Genomic DNA, 16,129 nt, shown 5'->3' with positions numbered 1-16,129 from the left:
ACTATAAAACGAAGTAGATGGAGGGAACCTATGCTAGCAATTATTGATTACGGCGTTGGAAATTTGTTCAGCTTGTCGCGTTCACTGGAATATCTCGGAGTGGAATGCCAAGTTACACGTTCATTGAATGAATTGAAGGCAGTTGATCGAATCATTTTGCCAGGTGTTGGCGCATTTGGTGACGCACGAAAAAAGCTGGAGGAATTATCGCTGGTGGAACCAATCCAAGAATTGGCAGCTTCTGGCAAACCCTTCTTGGGAATTTGTTTAGGGATGCAGCTGCTTTTTGATAAGAGTGAAGAATTTGGCGAGCATCAAGGACTTGGGTTGATTCCTGGACGAATCGTTTCGATGCGGGAAGCCTTCGATGCAGCGAATATCGATCTGAAAGTACCGCAAATTGGTTGGAATAGACTTGATGTACGAAAATCTGACAGCCCATTGGTTAAGTCCTTGAGGGAAAATGATTTTGTTTATTATGTTCATAGCTATTATGCAGCTGATTGCCAAGAGCACTTAGTTGCCGATAGTGAATACGGGGTTTCGATTCCAGGGATTGTACAAAATAAAAATGTCTTTGGGACCCAATTCCATCCTGAAAAAAGCGGCGATGTTGGTTTAAATATCCTAAAAGCATTTACGGAGGTGCCGGTATGAAAATATTTCCCGCAATTGATCTTTTAGACGAGAAAGTTGTTCGGCTGTATCAAGGCGATTATGATCAAAAGGAAGTTTTTGGCGATGATCCTGTGGCTTTTGCGCAATCCTTCGAAAAAGCCGGAGCGAACTATCTGCATCTTGTCGACTTAGATGGCGCGAAAGCTGGTAAGCTGCACTATTTTGGGATTGCTCAAAAAATCGTTGAAAATACGAATTTATTTGTTGAAGTCGGTGGCGGTATTCGTGATGAAGAAACCATCCAGCACTGCTTGTCTGCAGGCGTAGATCGCGTGATTCTAGGGACGATCGCTCAAAAAGATCCAGAGTTTACACAAGCAATGCTGAAAAAATATGGCAATAAGATCGCTATCGGTGTAGATGCGAAAGACGAAAAGGTTGCCGTAGAAGGCTGGTTGGAGAAAACTGAGACAGATGCTTTTGAATTTTGCCAGCAATTAGTTGAATGGGGCGCTGAAACGATTATCTTTACAGAGATCTCCCGTGATGGAACGGGTGAAGGGATCAATTTGCCGCTCTATCAAAAATTGAATCAGTTGAATGTTGAGATCGTGGCATCTGGCGGAGTAGCAACTCTGGAAGATATTAAAGGGTTAAAAGAATTAGGTGTTTCCAGCGCGATTGTTGGAAAATCCTTGTATAGCGGAAGTTTGAAGCTGGAGGATGTGCTAGCTGTCGGAGGTGATGACCAATGATCGCGAAAAGAATTGTGCCATGTCTAGATGTTCGTGATGGTCGAGTGGTTAAGGGCGTTAATTTTGCTGGTTTGCAGGATGTGAATGATCCCGTTACCTTGGCTCGTTTTTACAATGAGCAGGGCGCGGATGAATTGGTTTTTTACGATATCACGGCTTCGGCGGAAGAACGCGGCTTGTTTACTGATATTTTGAAGGGTGTTGCTTCGGAGGTGTTTATTCCTCTGACTGTTGGCGGCGGCATCAATGAAGTTTCTGATTTCGAACGGGTTTTAAATTGCGGCGCGGATAAGGTCAGCGTCAACTCAGGAGCGATTCGTCATCCTCAGCTGATCGAAGAAGGGGCAAAGCGTTACGGCAGTCAATGTGTTGTGTTGTCAGTAGATATCCGACGCGTCGGTGATCGCTGGAATGTTTTTGCCAAAGGCGGTCGAGAAGATACCGGGCTAGAGGCATTGGAATGGATTCGTCAAGGTGAACAGTTAGGTGCAGGTGAACTAGTGATCAACAGTATGGACACTGATGGTGTGAAGCAGGGATTTGATTTGGAGCTGTTAAAAGCGATCAGTGAGATCACTACTTTACCAATCGTTGCTTCTGGCGGTGCTGGAAAGAGTGAAGATTTTATTGACTTGTTCCAGCTGCCGAAGATTGAAGCTGGTTTAGCGGCATCAATTTTCCATTATGGTGAAGTAAAGATTCCTGATCTAAAAAAACAACTGATGGCGGCAGATATTCCTGTCCGTATCGTATAAAGGGAGCAAGTAATATGACGAAATTGAAATTTGACGATCAAGGATTGATTCCGGTGATCGTGCAGGATGCCGAAACCAATGAAGTATTGACGTTGGCCTATATGAATCAAGAAAGCTATGAAATGACATTGAAGGATCAGCTAATGACCTTCTATTCTCGCAGTCGCAAGGAGTTATGGCGCAAAGGCGAGACCAGCGGAAATTATCAGCATCTGGTCTCTTTGAAATTGGATTGTGATCAGGACGCGCTAGTAGCGAAGGTGAAAAAGGATGGACCGGCTTGCCACACAGGTGCGGAAAGCTGCTTCAATGAAATCTTATATGGTGAGGATAAGCAAGCGACAATTGATGCTTTGTATGAGCTAGTCCAAGGTCGTAAGGAAAATCCTCAAGAGGGCAGTTATACCAGCTATTTATTTGAAAAAGGTGTCGAAAAAATCTTGAAAAAAGTCGGTGAAGAATCGACTGAAGTGGTGATCGGCGCGATGAAAGAGGATCACAACGAAACTGTTTTTGAAATTTCTGATTTGGTGTATCATGTTCTTGTATTGATGGTTGAGATGGGCATCGATCTGACGGAAGTGCGTCAGGAGCTAGCAAACCGTCACGTTGTCGATAAAAAGGTGAAGCAGGAACGGATGCAGTAAGCTTAGGAGGTCAATCATGTTCTACTCAAATGCACATACTCATAGCACTTGGTGTGACGGAAAAAATACGCTCGAAGAAATGGCTCAAGCAGCGATCGATTTGGGTTTTACAGATTTGGGCTTTACCTGTCATTCGCCTGCTTTATTTGATCCTAGCTGTCCCGGGGTAAGCAATGAAGTGGCTTATCAACAGGCATTGCGGGATTTAAAGGAAAAATTAGCAGGTCAATTAAACATCAGTTTAGGATTGGAATGGGATTATTATAGTGCCGATCCGATCGATGGGTATGATTATACGGTTGGTTCGGTGCATTATTTTCCACCGCGGCAAGGAATTTTCCGCAGTGTTGATGAAAGTCCGGAAAGTTTGATGAAGACCTTAGATGAGTGGTATCAAGGAGATCAAATGCTAATGGTTCGGGATTTCTATGATACTGTGGTGAAGCATATCCATCAGAATCACTCGAAGATCGTAGGTCATTTTGATTTGATTACGAAGTTTAACGAAAAAAATCCTTGGCTGGATGAGGACAACGCAGAATATCAGGCAATCGCTTCGAAGGCGCTGAACGATGTTATTGATATTATAAAAACGTATGATGGTATGGTAGAAATCAATACCGGCGCGATTTCTCGTAACTGGCGGACGACACCGTATCCGAGCCCATTCTTATTAAGGCAGTTGAAGGAACGAGAATGTCCAGTTATTATTACAAGCGATAGTCACGAAACGACCACGTTAACCTGTCATTTTCCGGAAACGGTTGAATTATTAAAATCGATTGGTTTTACGGAAACGATGCAATTGAAGAACGGGATTTTTCAGCCGATACCTTTTGATCAATAGAAAGATTTGACAAAAGGGGTCTGGTGTCGCTATTATAGAACCAAGTTGAATAGGTGCGAAGATCAAATTAAAAATTTGTGGAAATCACAGCGAGTTTGGGCCGGTGGGAGCCAAGCAGGGAAGCAAATTTTGTTGGCGTTTGTGAGCACGTTTTGTTAAAGCTGCCAAGCATTCGCTTGGAAGTAGGGTGGAACCGCGTTGATACGTCCCTATGTCGATTATTTCGGCATAGGGACTTTTTGTCAGTCCAACTTTTCGCAGGTCGTTGTCAGATGAGAAGTCTAATTAAAAGTTTTATGTAAATAATCTTAACGACTTGTTTAGTTGGATGATATGCGTACGAAGATAAAACTCATTTTTCGCGGGTTTCGAAAAATGAACACCTTTAAATGAGTTAGCTGCCCTGCAAGTTAACAGTTAAACATCGTGATATATACTACCCAATACAGAAACCTACATACAAAACACAGGAGGAAACAGAATGAGCAAATTAACAGTGCAAGAAATGATTTTGTCGTTACAGAATTTTTGGTCAGATAACGGCTGTATGCTGATGCAGGCCTACGATACGGAAAAAGGAGCGGGAACGATGAGTCCCTATACTTTTTTACGGGCAATCGGACCTGAGCCTTGGCGCGCGGCTTATGTAGAGCCTTCACGTCGTCCTGCTGATGGTCGTTATGGTGAAAACCCGAACCGTTTGTATCAACACCATCAATTCCAAGTAGTTATGAAGCCTTCACCAAAAAATATCCAAGAGCTGTATTTAGATAGCTTACGTTTATTAGGGATCGATCCGTTAGAACACGATATTCGTTTCGTAGAGGACAACTGGGAAAATCCATCAATGGGCTGCGCCGGTGTTGGTTGGGAAGTTTGGCTAGACGGCATGGAAATCACTCAATTCACGTATTTCCAGCAAGTCGGCGGTCTGCAAGTAAATCCTGTAACTTCTGAATTGACTTATGGTCTGGAACGATTGGCCTCATATATCCAAGAAGTTGACAGTGTTTATGATTTGGAATGGACTACTGGCGTCAAGTATGGTGAAATCTTCAAACAGCCAGAATATGAGCATTCGAAATATTCCTTTGAAGAAAGTGATCAAGAAATGCTGCTGGATAATTTCACGAAATTTGAAAAAGAAGCGAAACGCTGTATCGATGAAAACTTGGTGCATCCAGCTTATGACTATATTTTGAAATGCAGCCATACCTTTAATCTGTTAGATGCTCGTGGAGCAGTTTCAGTAACCGAACGTGCCGGTTATCTAGCTCGTATCCGTAACATGGCACGATCAGTCGCGAAAATCTTCGTAGCTGAACGGGAAAAACTAGGCTTCCCATTATTGAATCAGGAGGGCAAATAAGATGGCGAAAAATCTATTATTAGAAATCGGTTTAGAAGAAATGCCAGCCCACGTGGTTTGGCCAAGTATTAAGCAATTAGAAGAAAAGGTCTCAAAATTTTTGACAGAAAATAGCCTAACCTTTGAATCCATCGAACCTTTTTCAACACCTCGTCGATTAGCGGTTCGAGTAACAAACATCCCTGACCGTCAAGAGGATGTACAGGAAGAAGTTAAAGGACCAGCGAAGAAAATCGCACTAGATGCTGAAGGCAACTGGAGCAAAGCAGCGGAAGGTTTTGTTCGCGGCCAAGGTTTGACGACAGACGCAATTACCTTCCGTGAATTAAACGGCGTGGAATACGTCTATGTTACAAAATACATCCACGGAAAAGAAAGCAAGGACGTCTTGACTGGACTTTTAGATGTTGTGAAGAGTATGAATTTTCCAACGATGATGCATTGGGGCGACACGATGTTTGAATACATCCGGCCAATTCATTGGATCACCGCATTATTGGATGAAGAAGTGATTCCATTTGAAATATTGGATGTTACAACGGGACGCACAACAGCAGGGCATCGCTTCTTAGGAGACCAAATCGAATTGGCTGATCCAAGCGAATACGAAGAGAAACTAGAAGAGCAATTCGTAATAGCAGATGCACATAAACGCCAACAAATGATCGTTGAGCAAATTGGGGAAATCGCTGAAAAAAATAAATGGGTAATCGATCTTGATTCTGATTTATTAGAGGAAGTAACGAATTTAGTTGAATACCCAACCGCTTTCGTCGGTGATTTTGATGAGCGATTCCTATCAGTGCCGGAAGAAGTTTTGGTTACCTCTATGAAGGAACATCAACGCTATTTTGAAGTACGTAACCAAGCAGGGATGCTGCTGCCTCATTTCATTTCTGTGCGAAATGGAAACAGCGTGAAATTAGATAACGTCATCAAGGGAAATCAAAAAGTTTTAGCCGCTCGCTTAGAAGACGGCGAGTTCTTCTTTGAAGAGGACAAGAAATTATCAATCGAAGAGTGTGTTGAAAAACTAAAAAATGTGACTTTCCATGAAAAAATCGGCAGCATGTATGAAAAAATGCAGCGTGTTGGTTTGATCAGTCAAGTGATTGGGACACAAGTGGATTTGAATGAGGAAGAATTAACAGACCTGAAGCGTGCCTCTGAAATCTATAAATTTGATTTGGTCACAAATATGGTCGGTGAATTTCCTGAACTGCAAGGGATCATGGGAGAAAAATATGCTTTGCTGAAGGGTGAAAAACCAGCTGTTGCCGCAGCGGTTCGAGAGCATTACCTGCCGATCTCCTCTGAAGGAGAACTGCCAAAAACAGCGATTGGAGCTGTTTTAGCGATTGCGGATAAGATTGACAGTGTATTGGGCTTCTTCGCTGTAGGCATGATCCCGAGCGGCTCAAATGACCCATATGCATTGCGCCGACAAACTTACGGAATCGTTCGGATTGTCGAAGCACAAGGCTGGACATTCCCATTCACGGATATGCAGGGTGCGATCGTAGATGCGATCAATGAGGATGTTTTGGATTATGGCATCCACTTCAACCGTGATCAAAAAGAGTTTATCGAATTCTTCAAGGGCCGTATGCGTCAACGTCTGCAAATGCACAATGTCCGTCATGATATCATTGATGCAGTTGTCGATTCTCGCCAAGATGATTTGGTGCAGATCTTCAAGACAGCGCAAATTTTCGATCAGCATTTAACAGATGCGCACTTTAAAGAAGCGATGGAGGCTTTGACTCGGGTTATTAACCTGACGAAGAAAATGGATCCTGAAAAAATCAGCTTGAAGGTTGATCCTAAGCTATTTGAAAACGACAGCGAAAAAGAATTATATGCTGCGGTAAAAGAAGCTGAAGATGAATTTGCAAACCAAAGTATGGCTGAAAATTACCAAACATTGACGAACCTGCGTCCAGTAATCGAACGTTACTTTAACGAGACGATGATCATGGTCGACGATGAAAAAATCCGTGACAATCGCTTAAATCAATTGGCAATCATTGCGAGAATGGCCAATGCTTTAGCAAGTATCGATAAGATTATCACCAAATAGAGTAAAAGCAATTTTATAAAAACGGTGTCGAGTGTCTAATTTACTAATACTCGGCACCGTTTTTGGTTCCGTAATACCATTCGTTAATTCGAAGAGAAGAGGGAAAGCCATGCTTAAGGCAGTCGTTATTGGAAGTCCCGGGGCAGGGAAAAGTACATTTTCTCGAAAACTAAGAGCTGCAACTGGATTACACTTGTACTATTTAGATCGTTTCTGGCATAAACCAGATCGAACAACCGTGTCTCGAGAACTATTTGTTCAACAATTAGCCGAGGTAATTAAACGGGAAGAGTGGATCATTGATGGAAATTACCTGCACACGCTTGAAATGCGTTTGAAGGAATGCGACACTGTTTTCCTTTTAGATTATCCACTAGAGGTTTGTCTTGCGGGGGCAAAATCGCGGATTGGTAAAGCTCGTGAGGATATGCCGTGGATAGAGACAGAATTTGATGAGGAATTTAAGCAATGGATCATTGATTTTGCGGAGGATCAATTGCCGCAAATTTATAGATTACTAGACGAGTATAAAGAAACGAAAGAGATTATTATTTTTAAATCCAGAGAAGAAGCAGACACTTATTTGCAAAAGGAACTCTGATAGTTTTCACAAACAAACAGCCCTCGAGCGCAAACTCGAAGGCTGTTTGTTAAAGAATTAATTTCAATAATAATGGAATATACGCAAGATAAAGCAGTACAGAATAGCCTAGTGAAGAAGCGGCAAATTGCTGATCGGCGTCATAGGAGCGCGCCAGGATCGGCACAGAATTTTGAACGGGCATGGCCGCTTGAATAATGAAAACGGAGAGCATTAAAGGCGGTACACTGATCCATTGTCCTAAGAGCCAAACAATCAAAGGCGAAAGGATATAGCGGCCCATGATCACACCGATAATATCCTTGTTCAGAGTCAAATTTTTGATCCCCACATTGTAGACGATGATCCCGATTACGAACATCGATAAAGGGGTGGTCAAATTCGCGAGGTAACTAAAGAAAGTTGCGATGGAATCTGATACGTTGATATTTAACAGGACAGCGCATAACCCAATCAAAAATCCCATCAACGCCGGAGAAAAAATTTTCTTCAGGATTGGGACTAAATGAAAGCTGACCTTCGCTTGCTCAATTTGGGGATTGTCGCTAGCGATAAAGTAGATCCCCAATGTCCAAAAGAGCGTCGTGTTCACGATGTAATAGAGCAGGACATAAGGAACAGCCTGTTCACCGAAAATCGCCAGATTGATCGGCAAGCCGATAAAAATCGTGTTGGAGCAGGTAAACATCGTAGTGAAGATTCCTTTACGAGCTGGCGTGATTTGAAAAATCCGCCGGTAGGCAAAGCTGATGGCAAAAGTCAGCAGCATCGAAAGGAGCGGGATGACGGTTCCCCCAACCAACTGGAGAAATTCTGAACGAGAGAAATTTTTGGTGATCGTCAAAAACATGTTGCAGGGCAAAGCGATCTGCAGGACCAGCTTTGAGAACGCATCCCCGATTTGATTCGAGAACCATTGCTTATACGTCAAAAAGTAGCCGATAAACATCAAAACAAAAATAAACAAAATATTGATATATGCGGAAATCATTTTTTCACCTCGATACCACTATACAGAAAAACACGGGCGTCATCAATTGCTGATGGGGCCCGTGTTGTCATTTTTATCTTGATAATTTAGTAAGCCGGTCAGATTTTCAATCTGTTCCTCGAGGCTGTCACCAACTGTTGTATCCTTGATGAGAATACGCTTCAGGTCTTTGTCAATCACTCGCTTCAAGGAAGTCTCATCGGCCTGCTTATCTAATAGATTCTCCACCGATTCAAAAGGATCGTGCGTGACGAGCTGGAAGCCATAAGAATTATTCAGCAGTGAATAACCTGCGATTCCCGTCGTTTTTTGATAAGCCTTTGATAATCCGCCGTCGATCACGAACAGCATGCCTTCTCCTTTGATAGGCGATTCGCCGCTCTTGACCTTCACTGGGGTGTGGCCGTTGATAATGCGGGAATTTGGCGAATACAAAGCGAACTCCTCAAGGATCATTTGACACGTCTCATGAGTATCCCGAAATTGATAGTAAGGATTTTTGATTTCTTTATGAGTCGTTTTGTCAGCAATGAAATACCGTTCGAAAGTGGTCATAGCGCTTTTACCAAACTGCGGTGAAATCTTACCAGTCCAGCAATACCAGATCCAATCCGCAGCAGAACTGTCCTTTTCTTGACTTTGACAGCCTGAACGAATCTGCTCTTCAAAGAAGTTCAAAAGGTCCTTTCCACCATAATCCTTACCGGCGATGTTAAGCGGAAGAAAGCTGCCGTCTGCTTTTAATGGCAGACAGCCGTGAAAGAGCAGATGCTGGTTATAGACCAGATACATCGAACCTTTATCCAAAAGCAGCTGCATATGCTCCTGCATTTTTGCTGATTGCTGGAAAGAGGTCAGTAAGGTATCTACTACATATTCTTCCTGTTCGGTCAGCTGATGAACATCTTTTTGCAGGGTCTGGAAGCAGGCTCCTTGTAAAGGATATTCTTTTCCAGCTAGTTGAATCGTTTCTTTATCATAATCGATCTTTTCAAATAGCAGACGATCCTCCATTTGAAAATCAGGATGCCGTTTGATTAATTGACCTTCTAATTTAAACTGAATAATCGACAAGGCCTGATGGACTTTTTCTAAGCTATCCAAACTTTCGATAGAATAGCTGGCACTGCTGTTTTTTTCCTTCGGTGTAAAAATTGGATTTTTTTGATAATGCTCTTCCGCATACATGAACAGCAGACGAAGGTTCAATGCATAAGCTTGCTCAATCTCATACAGATAATTATAGCGTGCAGCGATCCGCAACAGTGTCATCAGACAGGCACGAGAACCAGCGTAAGCTCCCATCCATAAAATGTCATGGTTGCCCCATTGAATATCGACAGAAGGGTGTCGACACAATTTATCCATGATTTTATCCGCCTCAGGACCACGGTCATAGATATCACCGACAACATGCAGATGATCGACGACTAATCGTTGAATACTTTGGCATAAAGCAATGATAAAAGGTCTGCCCTGCTCTAAATCAAGCAGATGCGCTAAAATCTGGTCGAAGTAGGCAGCCTTATCGGAATAATTCGTATCCGTGTACATCAATTCTTCAATGATATACATATATTGTTTAGGCAAGGCCTTCCGGACCTTTGAACGAGTATACTTAGTGGAGCAAAAGGCCAGCAGCTCTAATAGCTGACGGATCTTTTTTCGATACCAGGAACAGTCACGATAAGCATAAAAGTCTTTATCATCCAACGATTCTCGCGGATAAGCTACAAGGATCGTCAATTTGTCTTTTTCATGTTCTGTCAAACGGTCACCGAAGAGCAAACTGATTTTTTCTTTGATATTACCAGCGCCAGTACGCAAAATGTGATCAAAGGCAGTAAACTCCCCATGAATATCACTGATGTAAAGTTCGGTTCCTTTGGGCAGATGCATGATGGCTTCTAAGTTGATCAACTCGGTCATGACCGCCTCCTTGGTACTAAATTCTTTCTCCAACATTTGATAGTACTTCTCACGGGTCGATAGCATAAATCTGCTCCTTATTTATAGTAATGATTTGATTTTCATACTGCGGCTCATTTCTGCTAAATAATTCTTCAGTGGCAGTTCTCTCAAAATTGTATCCATTTTTATAAGAAGTTGTCTAAATGCTCGCAAATCAAGGTTGCTGATTCTTCGATCGATTTATTGGTAACATCCAGTGTGAAGGCACCCAACTCATCGTAAACGCCTAGGGCATAATCCAGCTCCTCTTTGATACGATTGATATCTGAGTAGCGAGAGTTTTCAGCTAGTCCCAATGAATTCAATCGGCTCATTCGGATTTTTTTCTGCACTTCCGGTTCGATCACTAAACCAACGATCTTGTCCTTTGGTACCGCTTTGATTTGTTCAGGCAATGGGACCTCCGGAATCAATGGCAGGTTCGCCACCTTGATACGATTATTCGCTAAATACATGCTTAGAGGGGTCTTAGAAGTACGTGAGATCCCCAATAATACAAGATCTGCCTCTAAAAAGCCCTTTGCGTCTTTTCCATCATCATATTTCACAGCGAACTCGATCGCGGCAACACGGTCAAAGTACTCTTGATTCAATTTGTGCACAACACCAGCTTGTTGCAATGGAGCGACACCGGTTTTTTGGTGAACGATATCCATGAATTGACTCATTAAATTAATGTATTGCAGACCAGTTCGTTCAGCGAAGTCCTCGACGATTTGAGTCAGGTTGTCGCTGACTAGAGTGGTCACCACAACGGCGCTGTCTTTCAATGCGTCACTAAGAATACTTTTCAGTTCCTCCTCGTCTTTAGTAAAAGGGAAACGGTAAGACAAATCAAAATTCACTGTAGGGAATTGAGCTGCTGCGGCATTTACTAATTTTAGCGAAGTCTCGCCGACTGAATCAGAGATCATGTATAATGGTACACTTTTTTTCATTTTTTTCGCTCCTATCGATTGGTTTCAGTTTGTTTGGCTTGCTGCATGATGTAATTAAAAATCCGTGATTTCGTGATTTTTCCAATCACTTTCTTTGGATCTTCTTCACTAACTACTGGTAGCGAATCTACCTGATAGTCCAATAAAACAGCACCGGCCTCCAAGATCGTGTAATCCTTTGTGCAGGTTCGCAGATGTGGCGCACGCGTCATTACGACTGCGACAGGTGTGTTTTGCAGGTTGCTGTTTAACGATGCCCGCAGTAAATCCTTACGAGACAATAGTCCAACTAGATGCTGCTCTTTGTCCGTTACATAAATCGAGCCGACATCATACATGAACATATTGGTAATCGCATCATGGATCGAGGTATCCTGCGGTGTCAATAAAGGCGACAGCATGATTTCTTCGACTTTTACAGAAAAGATTTTATCGAACAGGAATTGCTCGATGCCGACACCTGTATAGGTATAGCCGACTTTAGGACTGGCTTCTAAAATCCCTGCCATTGTTAGGAAGGAGAGGTCGGTTCGTAAAGTAGCATGTGAGATCCCCAGATGATCGGCGATTTTTTCGCCGCTTAGCGGTTGATCGCGTTTGACGATCTCGATGATTTTCTCTTGCCTTTGTGATAGATTCATAGGTCCTCCTAGTGATACATTCGTTTTTCTTTGAGAAAAAATGAATTTATTTTTCCTTTCAAGGTCCATTCAATTTCACCTGAAAAGCAGTGACTTGAATACACAACCTATTATACACGTAATAAGCATATAAACAACATGAATGGTCAAATAAACACATATTTAATTATTCGCAAAAACAAAGTGCAAATCCTTTCTAAAAAAAAGATTTAGCAGTATACTATTTTCTGTTGGGGAAATCCTAACCCGTTAGTCAAGGGGTCAAGACGCTGCGTTCTCAGCGCGGAGACACGGGTTCAAATCCCGTACGGGTTATATAGTAAAAGAAGACGTTTCATTGGCAGTTTTGCTGATGGGACGTTTTTTTGTGTCTCAAAAAATGGGATTGGTATGCACTTATGATGATAGGTGCTATATACTAGAAAATAGAAGAGAGCTAAGCTAGGAGGATCGCAATGGAAACTACAGGTGTAAAGCAATTGTTGAAGCAAAAACCAAAGGCAAGCCTGGGCTTTTATCCCACGCCGTTTTATCGGCTTGAGAATTTGTCAAAAAGGCTGGGAATCAATTTGTTTATTAAGCGAGAGGATTTTTCAGGACAAAGCTTATTTGGCGGAAACAAAATCAGAAAACTCGAGTATCTGATCGGTGATGCGAAAGAACAAGGTGCAGAATACATTTTTACGTTTGGCGCGACACAATCCAATCATGCGATGCAAACAGTGGAGGCCTGTCGAAAAGAAGGCTTAACACCTATCCTATACTTAGTGGCATACGTTGAACCAGATGAAAAGGATCTTCGAAGCAATCTACTGCTGGATAGAATTTTAGGTGCAGAGGTCCATGTTATTCTGAAAAATCCCGGCGAATCTGATGCTGAGGTAGATGCACGTTCAGTCCAACTGGCTCGCGAGCACATGAAGCGCCTAATAGAAGCAGGGCATAATTGCTATGAGATTCCAATGGGAGGTGCGAGTCCGATCGGGACGACTGGTTTTATTGAGGGTTTCATAGAAATGGTGGAACAGGCTGAAGCGGCTGAACAGCAGTTTGATTATTTGGTACATGCGACCGGTTCTGGCGGAACGATGGCAGGCCTAGTGGCTGGCAAGAAGCTGCTGAATCACCCCATGCGGATTTTATCCTTTGATGTGATTGGGCATGATAGGAGCTATTTAGAAAATTCGGCCATGTTAGCGAATAAGAGTTTAGCGCTGTTGGGTCTAGAAGAGCGCCTGACAGCGGATGACTTTGAACATGATAACAGCTATTATCAACCTGGATATGAAATGCCAAGCGATAAGGGGAATGATGCGATTCGTGTGTTGGCACGAGAGGAAGGCTTATTTTTAGATCCGGTCTATTCCGGCAAGGCTTTTGCCGGCTTGCTGGATTATGTCGATAAAGGAATTATTCCACAAAATAGTTCAGTTATTTTCTTGCACACAGGGGGTGCCACCGCTTTATTTGCGGAAAAAGAAATCTTAGGAGATTTGTTGGATAAGTAGTTCCGTGTTCGACTATATTAGTGGAAAGCTTGGCCAGATTTTACGAGCAGTAAATTGAAAAGGAACAGTTTATCCAATCAGAAAATAATAGTCCGTGATCCATCTTAGGCGGCTCTATACTCAAAAGCTAAGCAGTGACTTTAATAGTTGGTGCTTAGCTTTTTTTATCTGATGTCGTAAAGATAACTTTACTTATGAGCATGAGAGTAGTAGAATTTTTGTAAAGATATCTTTACGTAATAGTGAGTTAGAAAAAAATTTGATTGAAGGAGAATCATTTATGGAGATAATTGTGAAATTAGTAATAAACTTTGTCTTTTTTCCGATAGTCATTTTAGGCTTGATTTCCGTTGTTCCCCTTTGTTATTCATTGAAAAGAATGATAACGAGACGTGTAATTAGTGAGCAAGAGAAAAAAATGGTTATGGAAACAATCCTGATCAGCGTCTGTATCATTTTGCTATTGATCATTGTTCGGTGGCTGCTCCCGAACATTTTACCAACAGAGTTACTTCAGAACATTTGTCCGAAGAACCAATATGTAGTTGCAATAATCGGTAAATCAACTTTTGAAATATACAGCCTTTTATTTTATTGCATATTATTTGGCTTTGTTCATAAAATCAAGCAAGTTCAGTATCGCATGCTTTCCAAGGATTATTTTGTTAGAAGAAGCCTTCTGCCAATGCTCGGTATTTCCTTGTTATGCACCTTTATTCCGTATTTTTTTGGAGTTTGACAACTGTCTTTGTAGTAAAAATGAGTTGGAGGGGAAATGATGTTTGATAAAGTTACATTTTGTTTGATGATTGCTTTGTTAGGGTATTCCTTATTGGTGTTTTTTTCACTAATTAAGAGAGTGGTACTGTTTCATCGATCAGATGAGCTGCAGAAGAAAATCTTTTTTGAAACATTGTCGATCAGCATGGGGGTCATACTGAGCTTGCATCTTATTCAATTGATTCTTTCCATCGTCCAGCCAGCAGGTTATCAGCCCGTCATCTATTCTGGCGGAAAATCGATGGTGCGCTTTACTCTTGGTGCGTTTGATCATGTTGACAGCTTTTTGCTGTATTGCATGGTGATCGCCGTCGTATACAACATTAGAAGGGTTCAATATGGCTTAATTTCAAAAAGTTCTTTTCTTGTAAGAAATCTTTTGCCCATACTAATCATTTTTTTATTTTTACTTTTACCATTTTTTTGAAAAAAATATTATAAATAAGGATGAATATATTGAGGGGTTAAAATGAACATAGTCAATTTTTATCTTTAGAGACTCATCAGAGAAAAATTCTTATTAAAAAGAGGTGTAAAATGATCGTTGAACTGATAATAACTACGATTTTTATGTTTTTGGGGATATATTCCTTTGTCGGAATGTTCTCGTTGATAAAAGTATTAGTCACAATCAACCAATACGATGAATTAGAAAGAAGAGCGGTTATTGAGGCATTGGCAATAAGCATGTTGATTATTCTTGTAGTGAATTTAGCACAGATGATTTTGTCGATTTATTTACCTGCTGAGTGGAGAGGGTTTGTCTCGCCAGGTTCAGTTAATCGCTCTCTTGTTACTAATACCCCGCTGCATATGGAAAGCTTTCTATTTGATTGTTCCATTATCGGGATCAGTTATGCGCTTCGTCGTCACCATTTTGGACTGATAAAAATGAGAAATATGCTAATACCCATTTTTATTATATTATCATTTATTTTATTTCCATTCCTTATTTCTCTATTATTCTAGAAGATCATCAAACGAGCGAAGGTTTGTGATTGTGTGCGTTTAAGACAAAAATACGTATTTTTAGGATCACTCTTCAAAAGAGGAGGAACTTAGTAGTATAATGAGGAATAATTTGTGAAATGTTTGCTTAGGGTTGCTGCAGCATTTTCATAAATGATTGAAAATTGTTGAATGGAGTGATGAAATGGAAAAACACATAAAAAAGGCAAAAACGTGGAATATGGTATTAATCGTTTTAGGGCTACTTTCTCTTGTTTCTAATTTGATAGGGTTACCAAAGTCATTGAATCCTAAAATGAGTAGTTACGAGATGATGGGACCACTTGCTCAACAAATGTTTGATTATATGAATAATCCACTGACAAAAATAATCTCAGTTTTATCTTTGGTAATATCGATTGCTTTGCTGGTCTTCTATTTTAGGGCAAATAAGAAGTTGGCAGACGACATTGTACCTATTAAGATGCCTTACTACGTGAACGTTGGTTGGAATCTTTTTAGTTTAGCGATAGGCTTAATTATGCAGCCGAAAATGGAAATTGAAGGAATTAATCTATCATTAGCAACGACAATCATCGCTTTAATTGTCCAGTTGATTTTCTTGATTCCAGCGATTCTTGTTATCGTTCACTTATTTAAAGCAGAGCCAGAGGAGTAAT

Annotated in this window: 16 protein-coding genes and 1 tRNA gene; 13 read left to right on the top strand and 4 right to left on the bottom strand. The window is 41.3% G+C overall.

The features are described from left to right. The first annotated feature begins 30 nt into the window (after window positions 1-30). From hisH to IGI67_RS07805, 8 genes are all read left to right on the top strand, one after another. On the top strand, window positions 31-657 hold the full coding sequence (hisH, locus tag IGI67_RS07840) for an imidazole glycerol phosphate synthase subunit HisH (protein ID WP_429957337.1): 627 nt from the start codon (window positions 31-33) through the stop codon (window positions 655-657). Continuing rightward, on the top strand, window positions 654-1,373 hold the full coding sequence (gene hisA / locus IGI67_RS07835) for a 1-(5-phosphoribosyl)-5-[(5-phosphoribosylamino)methylideneamino]imidazole-4-carboxamide isomerase (protein WP_429957336.1): 720 nt from the start codon (window positions 654-656) through the stop codon (window positions 1,371-1,373). The genes hisH and hisA overlap by 4 nt, the downstream gene beginning before the upstream one ends. Beyond that, window positions 1,370-2,128: an imidazole glycerol phosphate synthase subunit HisF gene (gene hisF, locus IGI67_RS07830; protein WP_429957335.1), complete on the top strand. Its 759-nt coding sequence runs from the start codon at window positions 1,370-1,372 to the stop codon at window positions 2,126-2,128. The genes hisA and hisF overlap by 4 nt, the downstream gene beginning before the upstream one ends. Window positions 2,129-2,142: 14 nt before the next feature. Further along, window positions 2,143-2,775: a bifunctional phosphoribosyl-AMP cyclohydrolase/phosphoribosyl-ATP diphosphatase HisIE gene (gene hisIE / locus IGI67_RS07825; protein ID WP_429957334.1), complete on the top strand. Its 633-nt coding sequence runs from the start codon at window positions 2,143-2,145 to the stop codon at window positions 2,773-2,775. A gap of 16 nt (window positions 2,776-2,791) precedes the next feature. Then, window positions 2,792-3,622, top strand: a complete 831-nt coding sequence (locus tag IGI67_RS07820; protein WP_429957333.1) for a histidinol-phosphatase — start codon at window positions 2,792-2,794, stop codon at window positions 3,620-3,622. 481 nt (window positions 3,623-4,103) lie between these two features. Beyond that, window positions 4,104-4,991: a glycine--tRNA ligase subunit alpha gene (gene glyQ, locus IGI67_RS07815; RefSeq protein WP_207109302.1), complete on the top strand. Its 888-nt coding sequence runs from the start codon at window positions 4,104-4,106 to the stop codon at window positions 4,989-4,991. A gap of 1 nt (window position 4,992) precedes the next feature. Further along, a complete protein-coding gene (glyS, locus tag IGI67_RS07810; protein ID WP_429957332.1) occupies window positions 4,993-7,071 on the top strand; it encodes a glycine--tRNA ligase subunit beta in 2,079 nt (692 codons plus the stop codon). A gap of 109 nt (window positions 7,072-7,180) precedes the next feature. Beyond that, the gene (locus IGI67_RS07805) at window positions 7,181-7,672 is read left to right on the top strand and encodes an adenylate kinase (RefSeq protein ID WP_429957331.1); all 492 of its coding nucleotides are present in this window, start codon (window positions 7,181-7,183) and stop codon (window positions 7,670-7,672) included. Between the two features lie 49 nt (window positions 7,673-7,721). On the opposite strand, the gene IGI67_RS07800 is transcribed toward IGI67_RS07805, so the two are convergent. From IGI67_RS07800 to IGI67_RS07785, 4 genes are all read right to left on the bottom strand, one after another. Continuing rightward, window positions 7,722-8,663 (bottom strand): AEC family transporter, encoded by a 942-nt coding sequence (locus IGI67_RS07800; protein ID WP_429957330.1) that lies wholly within the window; start codon window positions 8,661-8,663, stop codon window positions 7,722-7,724. Between the two features lie 42 nt (window positions 8,664-8,705). Continuing rightward, window positions 8,706-10,658: a fructose-1,6-bisphosphatase gene (locus tag IGI67_RS07795; RefSeq protein WP_429957329.1), complete on the bottom strand. Its 1,953-nt coding sequence runs from the start codon at window positions 10,656-10,658 to the stop codon at window positions 8,706-8,708. 101 nt (window positions 10,659-10,759) lie between these two features. Beyond that, entirely contained in the window at window positions 10,760-11,572 is an 813-nt protein-coding gene (locus IGI67_RS07790; RefSeq protein WP_429957328.1) for a pyruvate, water dikinase regulatory protein, read from the bottom strand. Window positions 11,573-11,583: 11 nt separating this feature from the next. After that, window positions 11,584-12,213: a CBS domain-containing protein gene (locus IGI67_RS07785; RefSeq protein ID WP_207109296.1), complete on the bottom strand. Its 630-nt coding sequence runs from the start codon at window positions 12,211-12,213 to the stop codon at window positions 11,584-11,586. Window positions 12,214-12,456: 243 nt separating this feature from the next. Here IGI67_RS07785 and IGI67_RS07780 point away from each other — a divergent pair. From IGI67_RS07780 to IGI67_RS07760, 5 genes are all read left to right on the top strand, one after another. Further along, window positions 12,457-12,528, top strand: a tRNA-Glu gene (locus IGI67_RS07780). 140 nt (window positions 12,529-12,668) lie between these two features. Continuing rightward, window positions 12,669-13,721, top strand: coding sequence for a 1-aminocyclopropane-1-carboxylate deaminase/D-cysteine desulfhydrase (locus IGI67_RS07775; RefSeq protein ID WP_429957327.1), 1,053 nt, complete (start codon window positions 12,669-12,671; stop codon window positions 13,719-13,721). A gap of 778 nt (window positions 13,722-14,499) precedes the next feature. After that, complete coding sequence (locus IGI67_RS07770; protein ID WP_429957326.1) at window positions 14,500-14,928, top strand: hypothetical protein; 429 nt, start codon at window positions 14,500-14,502, stop codon at window positions 14,926-14,928. 110 nt (window positions 14,929-15,038) lie between these two features. Further along, window positions 15,039-15,470: a hypothetical protein gene (locus IGI67_RS07765; protein ID WP_429957325.1), complete on the top strand. Its 432-nt coding sequence runs from the start codon at window positions 15,039-15,041 to the stop codon at window positions 15,468-15,470. Between the two features lie 184 nt (window positions 15,471-15,654). Beyond that, window positions 15,655-16,128 (top strand): hypothetical protein, encoded by a 474-nt coding sequence (locus tag IGI67_RS07760; RefSeq protein WP_429957324.1) that lies wholly within the window; start codon window positions 15,655-15,657, stop codon window positions 16,126-16,128. The last annotated feature ends 1 nt before the right edge of the window (window position 16,129 follow it).

This window comes from Enterococcus sp. AZ196 (assembly GCF_050498845.1).
Classification (GTDB): Bacteria; Bacillota; Bacilli; order Lactobacillales; family Enterococcaceae; genus Enterococcus_A; species Enterococcus_A murrayae.
The sequence above is the reverse complement of the archived record's forward strand: the minus strand, read 5'-3'. Positions and strand labels throughout refer to the sequence as shown.

Bases quoted from the DNA above. Each gene is read 5' to 3' on its own strand.
- hisA (WP_429957336.1), top strand. From the start codon at position 654: ATGAAAATATTTCCCGCAATTGATCTTTTAGACGAGAAAGTTGTTCGG.
- IGI67_RS07805 (WP_429957331.1), top strand. From the start codon at position 7,181: ATGCTTAAGGCAGTCGTTATTGGAAGTCCCGGGGCAGGGAAAAGTACA.
- IGI67_RS07775 (WP_429957327.1), top strand. From the start codon at position 12,669: ATGGAAACTACAGGTGTAAAGCAATTGTTGAAGCAAAAACCAAAGGCA.
- glyQ (WP_207109302.1), top strand. From the start codon at position 4,104: ATGAGCAAATTAACAGTGCAAGAAATGATTTTGTCGTTACAGAATTTT.
- IGI67_RS07770 (WP_429957326.1), top strand. From the start codon at position 14,500: ATGTTTGATAAAGTTACATTTTGTTTGATGATTGCTTTGTTAGGGTAT.
- hisH (WP_429957337.1), top strand. From the start codon at position 31: ATGCTAGCAATTATTGATTACGGCGTTGGAAATTTGTTCAGCTTGTCG.
- IGI67_RS07760 (WP_429957324.1), top strand. From the start codon at position 15,655: ATGGAAAAACACATAAAAAAGGCAAAAACGTGGAATATGGTATTAATC.
- glyS (WP_429957332.1), top strand. From the start codon at position 4,993: ATGGCGAAAAATCTATTATTAGAAATCGGTTTAGAAGAAATGCCAGCC.
- IGI67_RS07785 (WP_207109296.1), bottom strand. From the start codon at position 12,213: ATGAATCTATCACAAAGGCAAGAGAAAATCATCGAGATCGTCAAACGC.
- hisF (WP_429957335.1), top strand. From the start codon at position 1,370: ATGATCGCGAAAAGAATTGTGCCATGTCTAGATGTTCGTGATGGTCGA.
- IGI67_RS07800 (WP_429957330.1), bottom strand. From the start codon at position 8,663: ATGATTTCCGCATATATCAATATTTTGTTTATTTTTGTTTTGATGTTT.
- IGI67_RS07790 (WP_429957328.1), bottom strand. From the start codon at position 11,572: ATGAAAAAAAGTGTACCATTATACATGATCTCTGATTCAGTCGGCGAG.
- IGI67_RS07765 (WP_429957325.1), top strand. From the start codon at position 15,039: ATGATCGTTGAACTGATAATAACTACGATTTTTATGTTTTTGGGGATA.
- IGI67_RS07795 (WP_429957329.1), bottom strand. From the start codon at position 10,658: ATGCTATCGACCCGTGAGAAGTACTATCAAATGTTGGAGAAAGAATTT.
- hisIE (WP_429957334.1), top strand. From the start codon at position 2,143: ATGACGAAATTGAAATTTGACGATCAAGGATTGATTCCGGTGATCGTG.
- IGI67_RS07820 (WP_429957333.1), top strand. From the start codon at position 2,792: ATGTTCTACTCAAATGCACATACTCATAGCACTTGGTGTGACGGAAAA.